The sequence below is a fragment of the Helicobacter anatolicus genome (genome assembly GCF_021300615.1).
Lineage (GTDB): Bacteria > Campylobacterota > Campylobacteria > Campylobacterales > Helicobacteraceae > Helicobacter_H > Helicobacter_H anatolicus.
Genome location: NZ_JAJTMY010000007.1, coordinates 1 through 13,003, shown reverse-complemented (window position 1 = coordinate 13,003; position 13,003 = coordinate 1). Strand labels below are relative to the sequence as shown.

General features: G+C 32.0%; 14 protein-coding genes. All 14 read left to right on the top strand.

Going from position 1 to position 13,003, the window contains the following annotated elements; genetic code table 11:
- Positions 1-30: 30 nt before the first annotated feature.
- Positions 31-1,122: a metallophosphoesterase gene (locus tag LW133_RS07155; protein ID WP_233077763.1), complete on the top strand. Its 1,092-nt coding sequence runs from the start codon at positions 31-33 to the stop codon at positions 1,120-1,122.
- A gap of 2 nt (positions 1,123-1,124) precedes the next feature.
- Positions 1,125-2,429 (top strand): NCS2 family permease, encoded by a 1,305-nt coding sequence (locus LW133_RS07150; protein ID WP_233077762.1) that lies wholly within the window; start codon positions 1,125-1,127, stop codon positions 2,427-2,429.
- A gap of 123 nt (positions 2,430-2,552) precedes the next feature.
- A complete protein-coding gene (locus LW133_RS07145) occupies positions 2,553-3,662 on the top strand; it encodes an Mrp/NBP35 family ATP-binding protein (protein WP_233077761.1) in 1,110 nt (369 codons plus the stop codon).
- 118 nt (positions 3,663-3,780) lie between these two features.
- Entirely contained in the window at positions 3,781-4,629 is an 849-nt protein-coding gene (locus tag LW133_RS07140) for a DMT family transporter (RefSeq protein WP_233077760.1), read from the top strand.
- Between the two features lie 17 nt (positions 4,630-4,646).
- Positions 4,647-4,775: a hypothetical protein gene (locus LW133_RS07395; protein WP_269843773.1), complete on the top strand. Its 129-nt coding sequence runs from the start codon at positions 4,647-4,649 to the stop codon at positions 4,773-4,775.
- Between the two features lie 49 nt (positions 4,776-4,824).
- Entirely contained in the window at positions 4,825-5,073 is a 249-nt protein-coding gene (locus tag LW133_RS07135) for a tetratricopeptide repeat protein (RefSeq protein ID WP_233077758.1), read from the top strand.
- The gene (locus LW133_RS07130) at positions 5,064-5,354 is read left to right on the top strand and encodes a CiaD-like domain-containing protein (RefSeq protein WP_233077757.1); all 291 of its coding nucleotides are present in this window, start codon (positions 5,064-5,066) and stop codon (positions 5,352-5,354) included. The genes LW133_RS07135 and LW133_RS07130 overlap by 10 nt, the downstream gene beginning before the upstream one ends.
- Positions 5,355-5,437: 83 nt before the next feature.
- Positions 5,438-6,118 (top strand): acid response regulator transcription factor ArsR, encoded by a 681-nt coding sequence (arsR, locus tag LW133_RS07125; RefSeq protein WP_233077756.1) that lies wholly within the window; start codon positions 5,438-5,440, stop codon positions 6,116-6,118.
- Positions 6,118-7,383 carry an ArsS family sensor histidine kinase gene (locus LW133_RS07120; RefSeq protein WP_233077755.1) on the top strand — a complete coding sequence of 422 codons (1,266 nt, stop codon included), beginning with the start codon at positions 6,118-6,120 and terminating at the stop codon, positions 7,381-7,383. Before arsR ends, LW133_RS07120 begins: the two co-directional genes overlap by 1 nt.
- 3 nt (positions 7,384-7,386) lie before the next feature.
- The gene (gene purF / locus LW133_RS07115; RefSeq protein ID WP_233077754.1) at positions 7,387-8,787 is read left to right on the top strand and encodes an amidophosphoribosyltransferase; all 1,401 of its coding nucleotides are present in this window, start codon (positions 7,387-7,389) and stop codon (positions 8,785-8,787) included.
- Positions 8,784-9,746, top strand: a complete 963-nt coding sequence (locus tag LW133_RS07110) for a TIGR01212 family radical SAM protein (protein ID WP_233077752.1) — start codon at positions 8,784-8,786, stop codon at positions 9,744-9,746. The genes purF and LW133_RS07110 overlap by 4 nt, the downstream gene beginning before the upstream one ends.
- 9 nt (positions 9,747-9,755) lie before the next feature.
- Positions 9,756-10,733 carry a porphobilinogen synthase gene (gene hemB / locus LW133_RS07105; RefSeq protein ID WP_233077750.1) on the top strand — a complete coding sequence of 326 codons (978 nt, stop codon included), beginning with the start codon at positions 9,756-9,758 and terminating at the stop codon, positions 10,731-10,733.
- Complete coding sequence (locus LW133_RS07100) at positions 10,733-11,452, top strand: YebC/PmpR family DNA-binding transcriptional regulator (protein WP_233077748.1); 720 nt, start codon at positions 10,733-10,735, stop codon at positions 11,450-11,452. Before hemB ends, LW133_RS07100 begins: the two co-directional genes overlap by 1 nt.
- Positions 11,453-11,903: 451 nt before the next feature.
- Positions 11,904-13,003 (top strand): hypothetical protein (locus LW133_RS07095; RefSeq protein ID WP_233077747.1); only part of this gene is annotated, 1,100 nt, incomplete at its 3' end.

The following is a 13,003-nucleotide window of genomic DNA, read 5'->3' as shown; positions in this document are numbered from 1 at the left end:
AATCACAATACAAGTTTTTTGCTCTTTTTTTTGATTGCTTTTTTAGTGTCTTGTGGTATGCATTTATTGATTTATTATACTTATTTTAGATATTCGCAACGCTATGCCTATTATTTTGTATGGGGACTTTTTCTTTGTAATATTTTATTTACTCTACATCATTATTTCAACCTCCCCTATCTCTTAGAATTATTATTTTCAACTTGTTTGGGCGTAAGCTTTTTGCTATTTTCTGGTGCAATTTTTTATTATATTTTTCTATCGCCTTTGTTGATTTTTGCTACAAAAGAACAATACCATCTACTTATGCCATCTATTAGATATTTTTCCTTTATCCTTGCAATTTGCGCAATCTTTTATGGGCTTTATGCTGGATTATACAAAAAGCCAATCATCAAAAATATTGACGTTCCTATTTCTGGATTACAAAAAGAAATGAAAATCATACAAATTAGCGATTTGCACATTAACACATTAACAAGAATACAAAATTTGCAAAAAATGATTCAAAAGGTCAATGAACTAAAACCAGATGCCATCATGCTTACTGGAGATATTGTAGATTCAAACTCTCATCGCATTGAAGAAAAAATCATGCTATTAAAAAATCTCAAAGCAAAATTTGGAATCTATTATATTTTAGGCAATCATGAATACTATCACAACACAGAAGAAATTTTAGATCTTATCAAAGAACTTGGAATTGTCGTATTAAACAACACTAGCACAACAATTAACATAGATTCCACTCCTCTAATCAATATTATTGGGATTACAGATCTTAGTGGAGAAAAAATGGGGTTTTTAAAACCAAATATCAAACAAGCTATCCTTAAGGGAAATCCTAAAGTTCCTAGCATATTATTATCCCATCAGCCAAAAGTACTAAAATTTATCGGCAATAAAAAAATAGAACTAATTTTATCAGGTCACACACATGGCGGACAAATCTTCCCTTTTAATTTTCTAGTCGCACTAGATCAGCCCTATGTCAAAGGCCTACATCTCTATAAACCCAACCAATATATTTATGTTTCTCAAGGAAGTGGCACTTGGGGTCCACCAATGCGTCTAGGAAGCACATCAGAAATTACTTACATCACACTAAAACCACAGGAGTAAGAATGCATTTTATTACAAAATTTTTTCAACTCAAAGAACATGGCACAAATATCAAAAAAGAGTTTTTTGCCGCTTGCACAACCTTTGTAGCAATGCTTTATATTATTCCTGTTGGAGCAGACATTCTTTCTCTAGCAGGAATGCCAAAAGCTCCTCTAATTACTTCGATTTCTCTCATTACTGCACTAGCAACATTACTTACTGGATTGTGGGCAAATGTGCCTGTTGCCATGAGTTTAGGTATGGGACTAAATACATTTTTTACTTTTGGATTGGTACAAGGCATGGGGCTTAGTTGGCAACAATCACTTGGTGCAGTATTTATTTCAGGGCTTTTTTTTCTACTTATTTCTTTTACAAAATTAAGAATGTGGATTTTAAAAAGCATTCCAAAAGATATGCGTATCGCACTTTGTTGTGGATTAGGAGCATTTATCACTACAATTGGATTAAAATCTATAGGAATTATTCAAATTCAAGGTAATAACCTTTTATTAAACAATCTCTTAGAACCACAAATTCTTATTAGTATTTTTGGAATCTTTTTGCTCTTATTTTTTCATTCTCTAAAACTCAATGCAAGTTTTATTTTAAGTATTATTATTTTAAGCATTATTGGTTGGGTTTTTGGATATCAAAAAATTCCTGAAACTATCATTTCCACTCCTGCAAGTATTAAGCCAATTTTTATGGAATTAGAAATCCCAAGTATTCTCACACTTGCGATGATACCAGCAATTATTTCTTTACTTATCACAGATCTTTTTGATTCTTTAGGCACACTCTCAGGAATTGGAATCAAAGCAAATTTATTTCAAAATATGGAAAAAGAAGATAAAAAACTAGAAAAAACCCTACAAGTTGATGCATTTGCCACAACAATGGGACCTGTTTTTGGACTTTCCACAACTACAGCATTTTTAGAGAGTGCTGCAGGAGTAAATGCAGGAGGAAGAACGGGGCTTTGTGCTGTTTTTATAGCTTTTTTATTTTTACTAACTTTATTTTTATTGCCAGTTTTTTTAGCAATTCCTAGCTTTGCAATCTATCCTACTTTAGTGGTTGTAGGAGCATTAATGTTTCTTGAAATCAAACAAATTAATTTTAGTGATATTCCCATTGGTGTAGCAAGCTTTTTTACAATTATTTTTATGCCTCTTACCACATCTATCACTATAGGTTTTGCTGCGGGGTTTATTATATATGTTTTTTTAAATATTGTACAAAGAAAATGGGAGAGACTAAACCTTGGCACTTTTGTGCTTTTGGCAATCAGTGTTATTCCATTTTTAATCCCTTCTTTATGATTTTTAGAGTTCCTCTCCTTTAAAAATCATCTTTACTATAAAAATATTTTTTCTTTCATAAACTTTTTAAAGCTATAATAGGTCCTATACTATCTTTTAGATAGAATGCTTTAAGGAAGAAATATGATTACTCAAGAAGATGTATTAAATGTTTTAAAATCAATTATTTATCCCAATTTTCAAAAAGATATTGTTACTTTTGGCTTTGTAAAAGATATCAATTTGCATAATCAAGCCCTAGCATTACGAATTGAAATCCCTTCAAATAGCGTAGAAGTAATTAACCAGCTTAATCAAGAAATCAATGAAAAAATTCGTGCTCTAGGAATTAATAAATTACAACTAGATATTAAAACTCCACAAATACCCGAACAAAAGCAAAGTAATACCACTAAAAATATTGCACCACAAATCAAGCATTTTGTTATGGTAAGTAGCGGAAAAGGAGGGGTTGGCAAAAGCACTACAAGTGTAAATTTAGCTATTGCTCTTGCACAACAAGGCAAAAAAGTAGGGCTTTTAGATGCTGATATCTATGGTCCTAATATCCCAAGAATGCTTGGATTAAATAGCAATAAACCAGAAGTAGATTCTTCTGGTAAAAAGCTTTACCCGCTTAAAGCTTATGGGATTGAAATGATTAGTATGGGTGTGCTTTATGAAGAAGGACAAAGCTTGATTTGGCGTGGACCAATGATTATGAGAGCAATCCAGCAACTTCTTACTGATGTACTTTGGAGTGATTTAGATATTTTAGTAATTGATATGCCTCCAGGCACAGGAGATGCACAACTCACACTTGCACAAAGTGTGCCTGTAAGTGCAGGAATCACTGTAACTACGCCACAAAAGGTAAGTCTTGATGATAGTGCAAGAAGTCTTGATATGTTTAAAAAACTCAATATTCCTATTGCAGGTATTGTAGAAAATATGAGTGGTTTTATTTGTGGAAGCTGTGGCACTGAAAGCGATATTTTTGGCAAAGGCGCATCTCTTGATCTTGCAAAACAATATAATGCTCCCCTACTTGCACAAATCCCACTAGAAGGTAAGATTAGAGAAGGCGGAGATACAGGTAAGCCTATAGTATTTTTTAGCCCTGATAGTGTTTCTGCAAAATCTTATATCAAAATGGCAGATTCTCTCATTAGCTTTTTACAAAAAGTTGAGTTGGAAAAACTAGCGGATAATAAGGCAATTCAGCCTACTGAAGATCATTCTCACATGCATTAATTTTTCTATTGGCACTTTATGTGCTAATAGATTTTTTATTTTCTTGCGCAGTAAGATTTTTTTATTTAATACTTATTTATATAATTAACCTTATTTTTTATTTTAAAGAAGTGAAAAAATGTCTATACCTCTATTTTTCTCTGCATTACTTGCAGAAACTTTTATCATTTATGCAAGTGTTTTGGTGAAAATAGTAGATATACCACCCATTGTATTAGGGTTTTATCGCGTATTTTTTGCAATTCCTGTGTTTTTATTTTTTGCAATCAAAAAAACCAATCTTTTAAAAATTCCTTATAAAGATATGTTTTTAATGATTTTAGCTGGATTGTTTTTTGGTGCAGATTTAATTTTTTTTAATACCGCATTGCATCATACAAGCGTTACAAATGTAAATTTAATCTGTTCATTAGTGATTTTTGTACTCACTCCTATCGGTATTTTCTTTTTTAACGAACGCCTAAAACCCAATTTTTTGATCGGTGCAGGAATTGCAATTTTAGGAATTTTTATCCTAATAAAAGGCAAGGCAGATGAGAGTGTAGCCACAACATATGGGGATCTCATCGCATCTTTAAGTAATATTTGTTACAGCATTTTTCTTGCTCTAATTTATAGCCTAAGAAAAAAATATACTACAATGGTTTTAATGTTTTTTGTGTGCATTGGAGCATCGCTAGTTTTAGGAATCACAGGAGAAATTAAAGAAGGTTTTGCAATTCCAGCAAATTATGAGCAATGGTTTTATGTATTATTAATCGTGCTTTTTGGGCAGATTTTGGGTCAAGGATTTTTTGGATACATCATGGGAAAAATTAGTACTCAAGCCTCTTCTATTATTCTTTTAATATCACCCCTGACTGCTGCGATTATGGGATTTTTAATTCTTAAAGAAGTAATTGGAATTTTTGAAATTATTGGGATGTTTATAATTATTTTTGGAGTTTATATTGCTAAAAAAATTTAATACTTTAAGGAGTATATATGTCAGAAATCATTTTATTTAGTATTTTTATTATTTCTATAGTGGGATTTTTCTTTGCAATTAAACCCAAAAAAAACAAAAATTGTGGCTGTTCGCAAGGTAAAAGTTGCAAAACAAAAAAATATTAAAAAATCTAAAAATAAGATAAAATAATAATAATTTTATCAAAGGACTTCCTTGTTTAAAACATTAACACTTGCAAGTATTTATGAATTACAAGGCTATAAAGATGAAGCATTAGTAATTTATCAAGAAATTCTCAAAAAAGATCCAGAAAATTTTGAAGCCAAACAAGCCTTAAAACGTCTTAAGGTACATAAGAAATTTGGTGGCGTCAATGAAGCGGCAAAAAAAATGTTTATTAATGCATCAAGCAGTAGTGAAGAGCTTAAAAACTTTGAAAGGTGGTTAATGAAATGGAACTAAAAGATATGATTTTACAAACCCTAGATGAATTTAAACAAGACGACTTTACTCCACAAACACAATTATCGCATACTTCTCAACAAGATGCAAACATATCACAAAGAGAGATTGTAATTTGTATGGATTCTAGGTTTTTAGAACTCCTTAGAGAAAAAACCTTGGTTTTATTTGAAGGATTACAATCTTCTCACACAAAAGATCTTTCAAGCAAACTTGATTTGGTAATCAATTATCTAGAATACCAACTTTCTTTAATCGAAGAAACATTGCAAAAGCAATAAATTTTTTAAAATTTTATAAACTTTTTAAAAAAAATAAGCTAATATAAAAGTATTGAAATTAATGTTGATAAGCGGGGTTTAAAATGCTAAATATCTTGATGATTGAAGATGATATAGAGTTAGCAGAAATACTAAGTGAATTTCTCGAACAAAATGATATAAAAGTAACAAATTATGATGAGCCATATACTGGTATGAGTGCACTAGCAACGCATGAATATGATTTATTGCTGCTTGATTTAACACTGCCTAATTTAGATGGTTTAGAGGTATGTAAACGAGTAGCAAAACAAAAAAATATTCCAATTATTATTTCTTCAGCAAGAAGTGATCTTAACGATAAAGTAAAAGCTCTAGAATATGGTGCTGATGATTATATTCCTAAGCCCTATGATCCCCAAGAACTCTTAGCAAGAATCCATTCCCTCCTAAGACGCTATAATAAAAAAGATTCCAAAAATACGGAAAAAGAAAAAGATTGCGTCTTTAAAATTGACAGAGAGAGTCGTGAAGTATTTTTTAAAGATAGAAAGGTTGAACTTACACGCGCAGAATACGAAATTTTAACATTGCTTATTAGTAAAAAAGGGCATGTATTTTCAAGAGAAGCGATCGCAATAGAATCAGAATCAATCAATCCTGAAAGTTCTAACAAAAGCATTGATGTAATCATAGGTCGCCTGCGCGCAAAAATTGAAGATGATCCCAAAAAACCAAAATATATTATTTCTGTTAGAGGCGTGGGCTACAAGCTAGAAGTATAATGATAAAAAATTCTATTTTTCTTAAAATCAATCTTTTATTTTTATTTGCCCTAATTAGCTTTTTTGCTTTTTCTTTTTATTTTATACAATTTCAAAAAGATAATGAAGCAAAAATTTCCCTACTTAAATACAAACAATTTACTGCTACAATTAATCAGATCATCACAAATAATGGTGATCTAAAAACAGTGGAAGGTTTTTTAAAAGAATTAGATTTTGAAGTCACCGAGGATCCTGAAATCAAAGAGGCTTTACTAAACTATAATAGATTACCACCAATTTTTAATGGAATTTTTGCAAAAACCATCCAAATAAACAACAAAATTTACATCCTTTTAGAAACTCAAGGCAAAGCAACACTCTATACCGACAAACTTAATAATCATTATAAAACTTTTTATGTTATTACTTTTGTAGGGATTATTGTGCTAGTTTCTGTTTTTATCCTAGTAATCCAGAGTCTCATACCGCTAAAAAAATTACGCATACAGGTTAAAAAATTTGCAAACGGGGATTTAAATATTGATTGTAAAACATTACAATCTGATGAAATTGGTGATCTGGCCAATGAGTTTGATAGTGCTATTAAAAAAATTGCCGCATTAGGTCAATCAAGATCTTTATTTTTAAGATCCATTATGCATGAATTAAAAACCCCTATCACAAAAGGTAGAATTAGTGCTGAGATGCTAGAAAATAGCCTCCAAAAGACAAGATTAATTTCAGTTTTTAAACGCCTACAAAATCTCATTGATGAATTTGCCAAAATCGAACAACTCACCTCAAAAAACCTCAATATCACAAAAGAAGAATTTTTGCTTGAAGATCTCATTAATCACACAAAAAAAATGCTACTTATTGATCAAATTGAAAATGATCCTATCATTCTTAATGATCCCAATGATATCGTCAAAGCAGACTTCGAACTTTTTGCAATGGCTATCAAAAATCTTTTGGATAATGCTATTAAATATAGCCCTGACAAAAAAGTCTATGTAGATTCCAACCACTGCGATATTATTATTAGCAACAAAGGCGAAGCATTAAAAAAAGATTTTCATGAATATTTTAAACCCTATTTCAAAGACGAAAACAAGGCTAATGAACAGCATGGCTTTGGCTTAGGAATGTATATTATAAAAAACACTCTTGATGCCTTGAATTTTAAAATCACCTATTTTCATAAAGAAGGAGTGAATTATTTTACAATTCATGATTGCATTGTAGAGAATTTCTGCTTAGTACCAATAAAAAATAAGGATTAAAAGATGAAACAATGGAATGAAGAATGCGCAGTTGTAGGCACTTACAATGTAGAGAATTCTGCTCTAATTAGTCATTATGCCCTTTTTGCTTTACAACATCGCGGACAAGAAGCCAGTGGTATTAGCTCTAGCGATGGTAAAAATATTCACACTGTCAAAGGAAATGGTCTTGTTACAAAAGTTTTTAATGAAAAAAATCTCAAAAAACTTATAGGTAACGCTAGTATCGGGCATAACCGCTATTCTACCGCAGGCAAAGAATCTATAGATGATGCACAACCTCTTTTTGCTAGATATAATCTTGGAGAAATGGCAGTTGTACATAACGGAAACCTTACAAATGCCCTCCTTTTACGAAAAAAACTTATTGAAAAAGGGGCAATTTTTCAAAGCTATCTGGATACAGAAAATCTTATCCATCTTATCGCTCAAAATAAAAAAGACAATTTGCAAGAGCGAATTATTGATGCTTTAAAAGAAATTGATGGGGCATACGCACTTATTTTTCTCTCACGCACCAAAATGTTTGCAATTAGAGATCCCTATGGATTGCGTCCTTTATGTTTAGGAAAAATCACAAATTCTGATGGTAGCGTGGGTTATATAGTAGCAAGCGAGAGTTGCGCATTTGATCTTGTAGGTGCAGAATATATCCGCGAAGTCAATCCTGGAGAAATGCTTGTGTTTGAAGGTTTGGGAGATAAGATTGTCACACAGCCAAAATCTATCCAAGTTTTTGCTCCAAATCCCCATCCTTGTATTTTTGAATATGTCTATTTCGCACGCCCTGATAGCAAAGTTTTTGGCAGAAATGTCTATGAAGTAAGAAAAAATATGGGTGTTGAACTTGCAAAAGAACATAAAATTAAAGCTGATATGGTAATTCCCGTCCCAGATAGCGGAGTAGCAGCTGCTTTAGGGTATTCTAAAGAAAGTGGCATTAATTTTGAATTAGGAATTATTAGAAATCACTATGTCGGTAGAACTTTTATTGAGCCTACCCAACAAATGCGCGAACTCAAAGTAAGACTAAAATTAAATCCCATCACAGAAATTATCAAAGATAAAGAAATTATCGTAATTGATGATTCTGTAGTACGGGGGACAACAAGCAAACAAATCGTAAAAATTTTACGTCAAGCAGGTGCAAAAAAAGTTCATCTCCTCATCAGTTCTCCACAAACAATTTCACCTTGTTATTATGGCGTAGATACCCCAGATACCAAAGAATTGATTTGTGCAAACCACTCTTTAGAAGAAGTGAGAGATTTTATTGGGGCTGATACTTTAGGATTCTTATCACTTGAGGGATTAGCGCGCAGCCTAAAAAATAAAGATCATGCATTTTGTCAAGCTTGTTTTGATAAAAAATACATCGACAATTACACCAAAGGTTTAAAATGAGAGAACTGCTAACATTAGGCAGATATTTCAAGAAACGATTTGGGCAAAGGGTGCGAAAAATTCCTATTTCTCTACAAGGATTTACTTGTCCAAATATCGATGGAACTGTAGCTAGAGGTGGATGCATTTATTGTAGAAACGAAAGCTTTTCACCTAGTTTAAAAAAACTTGATTCTTCAATCCATCAAAAGATTAATTTTTCCACCACTAATAACCCTCTTTTATCTTTACAAAAAAAACAATTACAAGAACAATTTCAATGGCATGCAGATTTCAATAAAGACAAATTTGATGTGCAAAAATACATGCTTTATTTTCAATCCTATAGTAATACTTATGCACCACTAGACACACTAAAAGCTATCTATGATCTTGGAATGCGATTGCCAAATGTAGTGGGGATGAGTATAGGAACAAGAGTTGATTGCATTAAAGATGGGTTATTAGAACTTTTACAAAGCTATGTGCAATCTGGCAAAGAAATTTGGCTTGAATATGGGATTCAATCCGTGTATGACAAAACATTAGAGCTAACCAACCGCGGTCATTCCACAAAAGGTATTCCCGAGCTTTTTGAAAAAACACGCAAACATAATATTAAAATTTGTGCGCATTTAATTTATGGCCTGCCTTATGAAGATGAAGAAATGATGTTAAACTCTTTAAAAACTACACTTTCATGGGGAATTGATGGAATTAAGATTCACCCACTTTATGTTCTCAAAGATACACAACTTGCAAAAATGTATAAAAATCAAGAATACACTCCAATTACGCTAGAATCTTATGGAAATTTAATTATCAAATCACTTGAAATAATTCCTGAAGATATTGTTATCCATAGAATTAGTTCAGGCGCACATGATGATTTATTACTTGAACCAAAATGGTGCTTTGACAAAAATATCCAAATGAGATATTTAAGAGAGAAATTACTACAAATAGGAATTAAATACTAAGGAGTAAAAATGTTTAAACGAATGAGAAGACTACGCTATAATCCCCATATTCGTAGCCTAGTGCAAGAAACAAGACTAAATTTGCAAGATTTTATCTATCCGCTTTTTGTCATAGAAGGAAAAGGGATTAAAAATGAAATTGCATCTATGCCTGATGTATATCAAATGAGCAAAGACTACATTCTCAAAGAATGCGAGGAATTACAAAAATTAGGAATCTATCATATTTTGCTTTTTGGTATCCCCTCTCACAAAGATTCCATAGGTAGCGCTGCCTTAAAAGACACTCATATTGTTGCACAAACTACAAAACTCATTAAAGAAAAATTTCCTCAAATGGTAGTAAGCGTGGATCTATGCTTTTGCGAATACACCGATCATGGGCATTGTGGTATCTTAGATCACAAACTCCAAAGCGTAGATAATGATGCTACTTTAATAAATCTAGGAAAACAAGCAGTGATTTTAGCTCAAGCTGGTGCAGATATGATTGCACCAAGTGCAATGATGGATGGTATGGTAAGTACAATTAGAAAAGCACTAGATCATGCAAATTTTGCACATATTCCCATTATGAGCTATTCTACAAAATTTGCAAGCGCATATTATGGACCCTTTAGAGATGTAGCACAATCTAGCCCAAGCTTTGGCGATCGAAAAAGCTATCAAGAAGACTGTGCAAATAGAAGAGAAGCAATTTTAGAAAGCTTAGAAGATGAAAAAGAAGGAGCGGATATTTTAATGGTAAAACCTGCATTAATTTATCTTGATATCGTAAGAGAAATCAAAGACAAAACCCTTGTCCCACTTGCAATCTATAATGTAAGCGGAGAATACGCCATGTTAAAACTCGCAGGAAAAGCTGGATTAATTGATTATCAAAAAGCAATGATTGAAACCCTTATGAGTTTTAAACGCGCTGGTGCAGATATTATTATCAGTTACCACACCAAAGAACTTGCAAAAATTTTACAAGGAGATAAATAATGGGAAGAGCATTTGAATACAGAAGAGCCGCAAAAGAAAAACGATGGGATAAAATGAGCAAAGTTTTCCCTAAACTTGCCAAGGCAATCACTGTGGCTGCCAAAGAAGGCGGGAGCGATCCAGATATGAATGCAAAACTCCGTACAGCTATTGCCAATGCAAAAGCCCAAAACATGCCAAAAGACAATATCGAAGCAGCCATCAAGCGTGCAAGTGGAAAAGATGGAATCTTTACTGAAATCACTTATGAAGGAAAGGTTCCTCATGGCGTGCTTATAATGATTGAATGTACAACAGATAATCCTACACGCACGATTGCTAATATCAAAAGCTATTTCAACAAAACCCCTAATGCCTCTATCGTGCCTAATGGATCTCTAGAATTTATGTTTTCACGCAAAAGCGTATTTGAATTTGAAAACCCTCAAATAGATCTTGAAGATCTTGAGCTATCCTTAATTGATTATGGACTTGAAGAGCTTGAAAAAATCGAGATTGATGGAAAAATTTCTTATATCGCATATGGAGACTACACTGATTTTGGGAAACTAAACGAAGGCTTTGAATCTCTCCAGATCCCTGTGCAAAAAGCCTCACTCCAACGCATTCCTAACTCCCCTATCACGCTAAGTGAAGAACAATTGAGCGAAGTAGAAAAACTCCTAGATCGCATTGAAGAAGATGATGATGTCCAAGCAGTCTATACCAATATCGAGTGAGGTTTATCTCACACGATAAATTCTTAAAATAAACACAAAATACAATTAAACAAACTAATCACTATCAAAAAATAATCAATCCCTGCTGTAATTAATTATAATCATAGCAACCTATAATGAACTTCAAAATAAACATAACTTTGCTTAATAAGATCATTTTGATTTAAGGATATGAAAAAAATCATGTAACAAGAAATGTAAAAGGATTTATTTAACAAATAAAATTAAATTAACTCCAATAACTTCTTTTTGTCTTTTTTATAAAAATAAAAATTTTTATAAAATATCACCCCTCAAACCCCGCTTAATATTTAAGAAAATACTGTAATATAATAAATATATAAAGATATTTTTTATTAAAAATTAATGATATATTTTTTTAGGAGAAATAATCGTGAAGACAAACCAAATAAAAAATTTTAAACTCTTCAAACCTATTATAGCAAGCTCCTTGGCTTTTTTGCTTAGTAGCTCTTTATATGGACAAAATGTAAATAAAAGTTGTAGTAGTTCCATGAGCTGCACTGATATTAAAGATCATATTTTTTTCAAATTTAAGAGTGCAAATACTCCTGAAAATTCAAACATTGATTTTGTTGGTTATACTGTAACTTTTGGTAAAAGCATCAACTCAGCTACACTCAAAGATTCATACTTTCAAAGCAAAAGTTTTAATTTTCCCAATAAAATAATGACCGTAGTCTTAAATTCAGGCAAAACCTTTAACCTTGAAGCATCAGAAGCGATTTTTAACGGGAACTTAACTGTATATAACGAAGACATCAACAGTCAAACTACCTTTACTGGAAAATTTTCTCATGGCATGCAAGGAAATATTATCATTGGGTTTAGTGATGATATCAAGTCTTCATATAGCGTTAATTCTACTCTTACTTTTAATGGTAATAAGGATAATGCAATTCAAGGTAATATTGTTGTTAATTCTGGTTCTAATATTATTATTTTTGATACATCTAGCATGCAAAAAGAACCATCTTCTAAATCTACGGATTCTAATAGAATTGATGGAGAAATCAAAGTAAACGGGGGGAGCAATGCTATTATCTTTGGTAAAACAGAAGGAATGGCTAGTCAATCCAAACCTACCAATGCTATCACAGGAGCTATCATAGCTAATGGTGGAACTAATAAAATCTCTATGTATGGAGACAATACTATTGCTGGAACTATTACTGCTGGTCCAAATGGAAATCAAGGAATAAACTATCTTTATTTTTCTGGAGAAAAAACTACAATAGGCAATAATGAAATCACAGATGAAACCAAAACAATAACTACTTCAATCATTGCATACAATAAAGACAATAACAACACAGATAAACAGAATTTTTTAAAACTAGAGAGCAAGACTAATGAGATCAATCTCAAAGACCTTAGTGCCTTAGCAGACAAACAAGAAGGTAGTAGAGATAAGGCTAGAAATATCATCTCTTTAGACCCAACAAATAGTGGTACCAATACCCTTAGAATCGTTAATATTACTTCCACTGGTGGTAGAAATTACATAGGTAAAAATATTTTAACTAGTAA

What these genes read in the sequence shown, in the direction of transcription:
- LW133_RS07150 (WP_233077762.1), top strand. Translation starts at nt 1,125, where the DNA reads ATGCATTTTATTACAAAATTTTTTCAACTCAAAGAACATGGCACAAAT.
- LW133_RS07145 (WP_233077761.1), top strand. Translation starts at nt 2,553, where the DNA reads ATGATTACTCAAGAAGATGTATTAAATGTTTTAAAATCAATTATTTAT.
- LW133_RS07140 (WP_233077760.1), top strand. Translation starts at nt 3,781, where the DNA reads ATGTCTATACCTCTATTTTTCTCTGCATTACTTGCAGAAACTTTTATC.
- LW133_RS07395 (WP_269843773.1), top strand. Translation starts at nt 4,647, where the DNA reads ATGTCAGAAATCATTTTATTTAGTATTTTTATTATTTCTATAGTGGGA.
- LW133_RS07130 (WP_233077757.1), top strand. Translation starts at nt 5,064, where the DNA reads ATGGAACTAAAAGATATGATTTTACAAACCCTAGATGAATTTAAACAA.
- arsR (WP_233077756.1), top strand. Translation starts at nt 5,438, where the DNA reads ATGCTAAATATCTTGATGATTGAAGATGATATAGAGTTAGCAGAAATA.
- LW133_RS07120 (WP_233077755.1), top strand. Translation starts at nt 6,118, where the DNA reads ATGATAAAAAATTCTATTTTTCTTAAAATCAATCTTTTATTTTTATTT.
- purF (WP_233077754.1), top strand. Translation starts at nt 7,387, where the DNA reads ATGAAACAATGGAATGAAGAATGCGCAGTTGTAGGCACTTACAATGTA.
- LW133_RS07110 (WP_233077752.1), top strand. Translation starts at nt 8,784, where the DNA reads ATGAGAGAACTGCTAACATTAGGCAGATATTTCAAGAAACGATTTGGG.
- hemB (WP_233077750.1), top strand. Translation starts at nt 9,756, where the DNA reads ATGTTTAAACGAATGAGAAGACTACGCTATAATCCCCATATTCGTAGC.
- LW133_RS07100 (WP_233077748.1), top strand. Translation starts at nt 10,733, where the DNA reads ATGGGAAGAGCATTTGAATACAGAAGAGCCGCAAAAGAAAAACGATGG.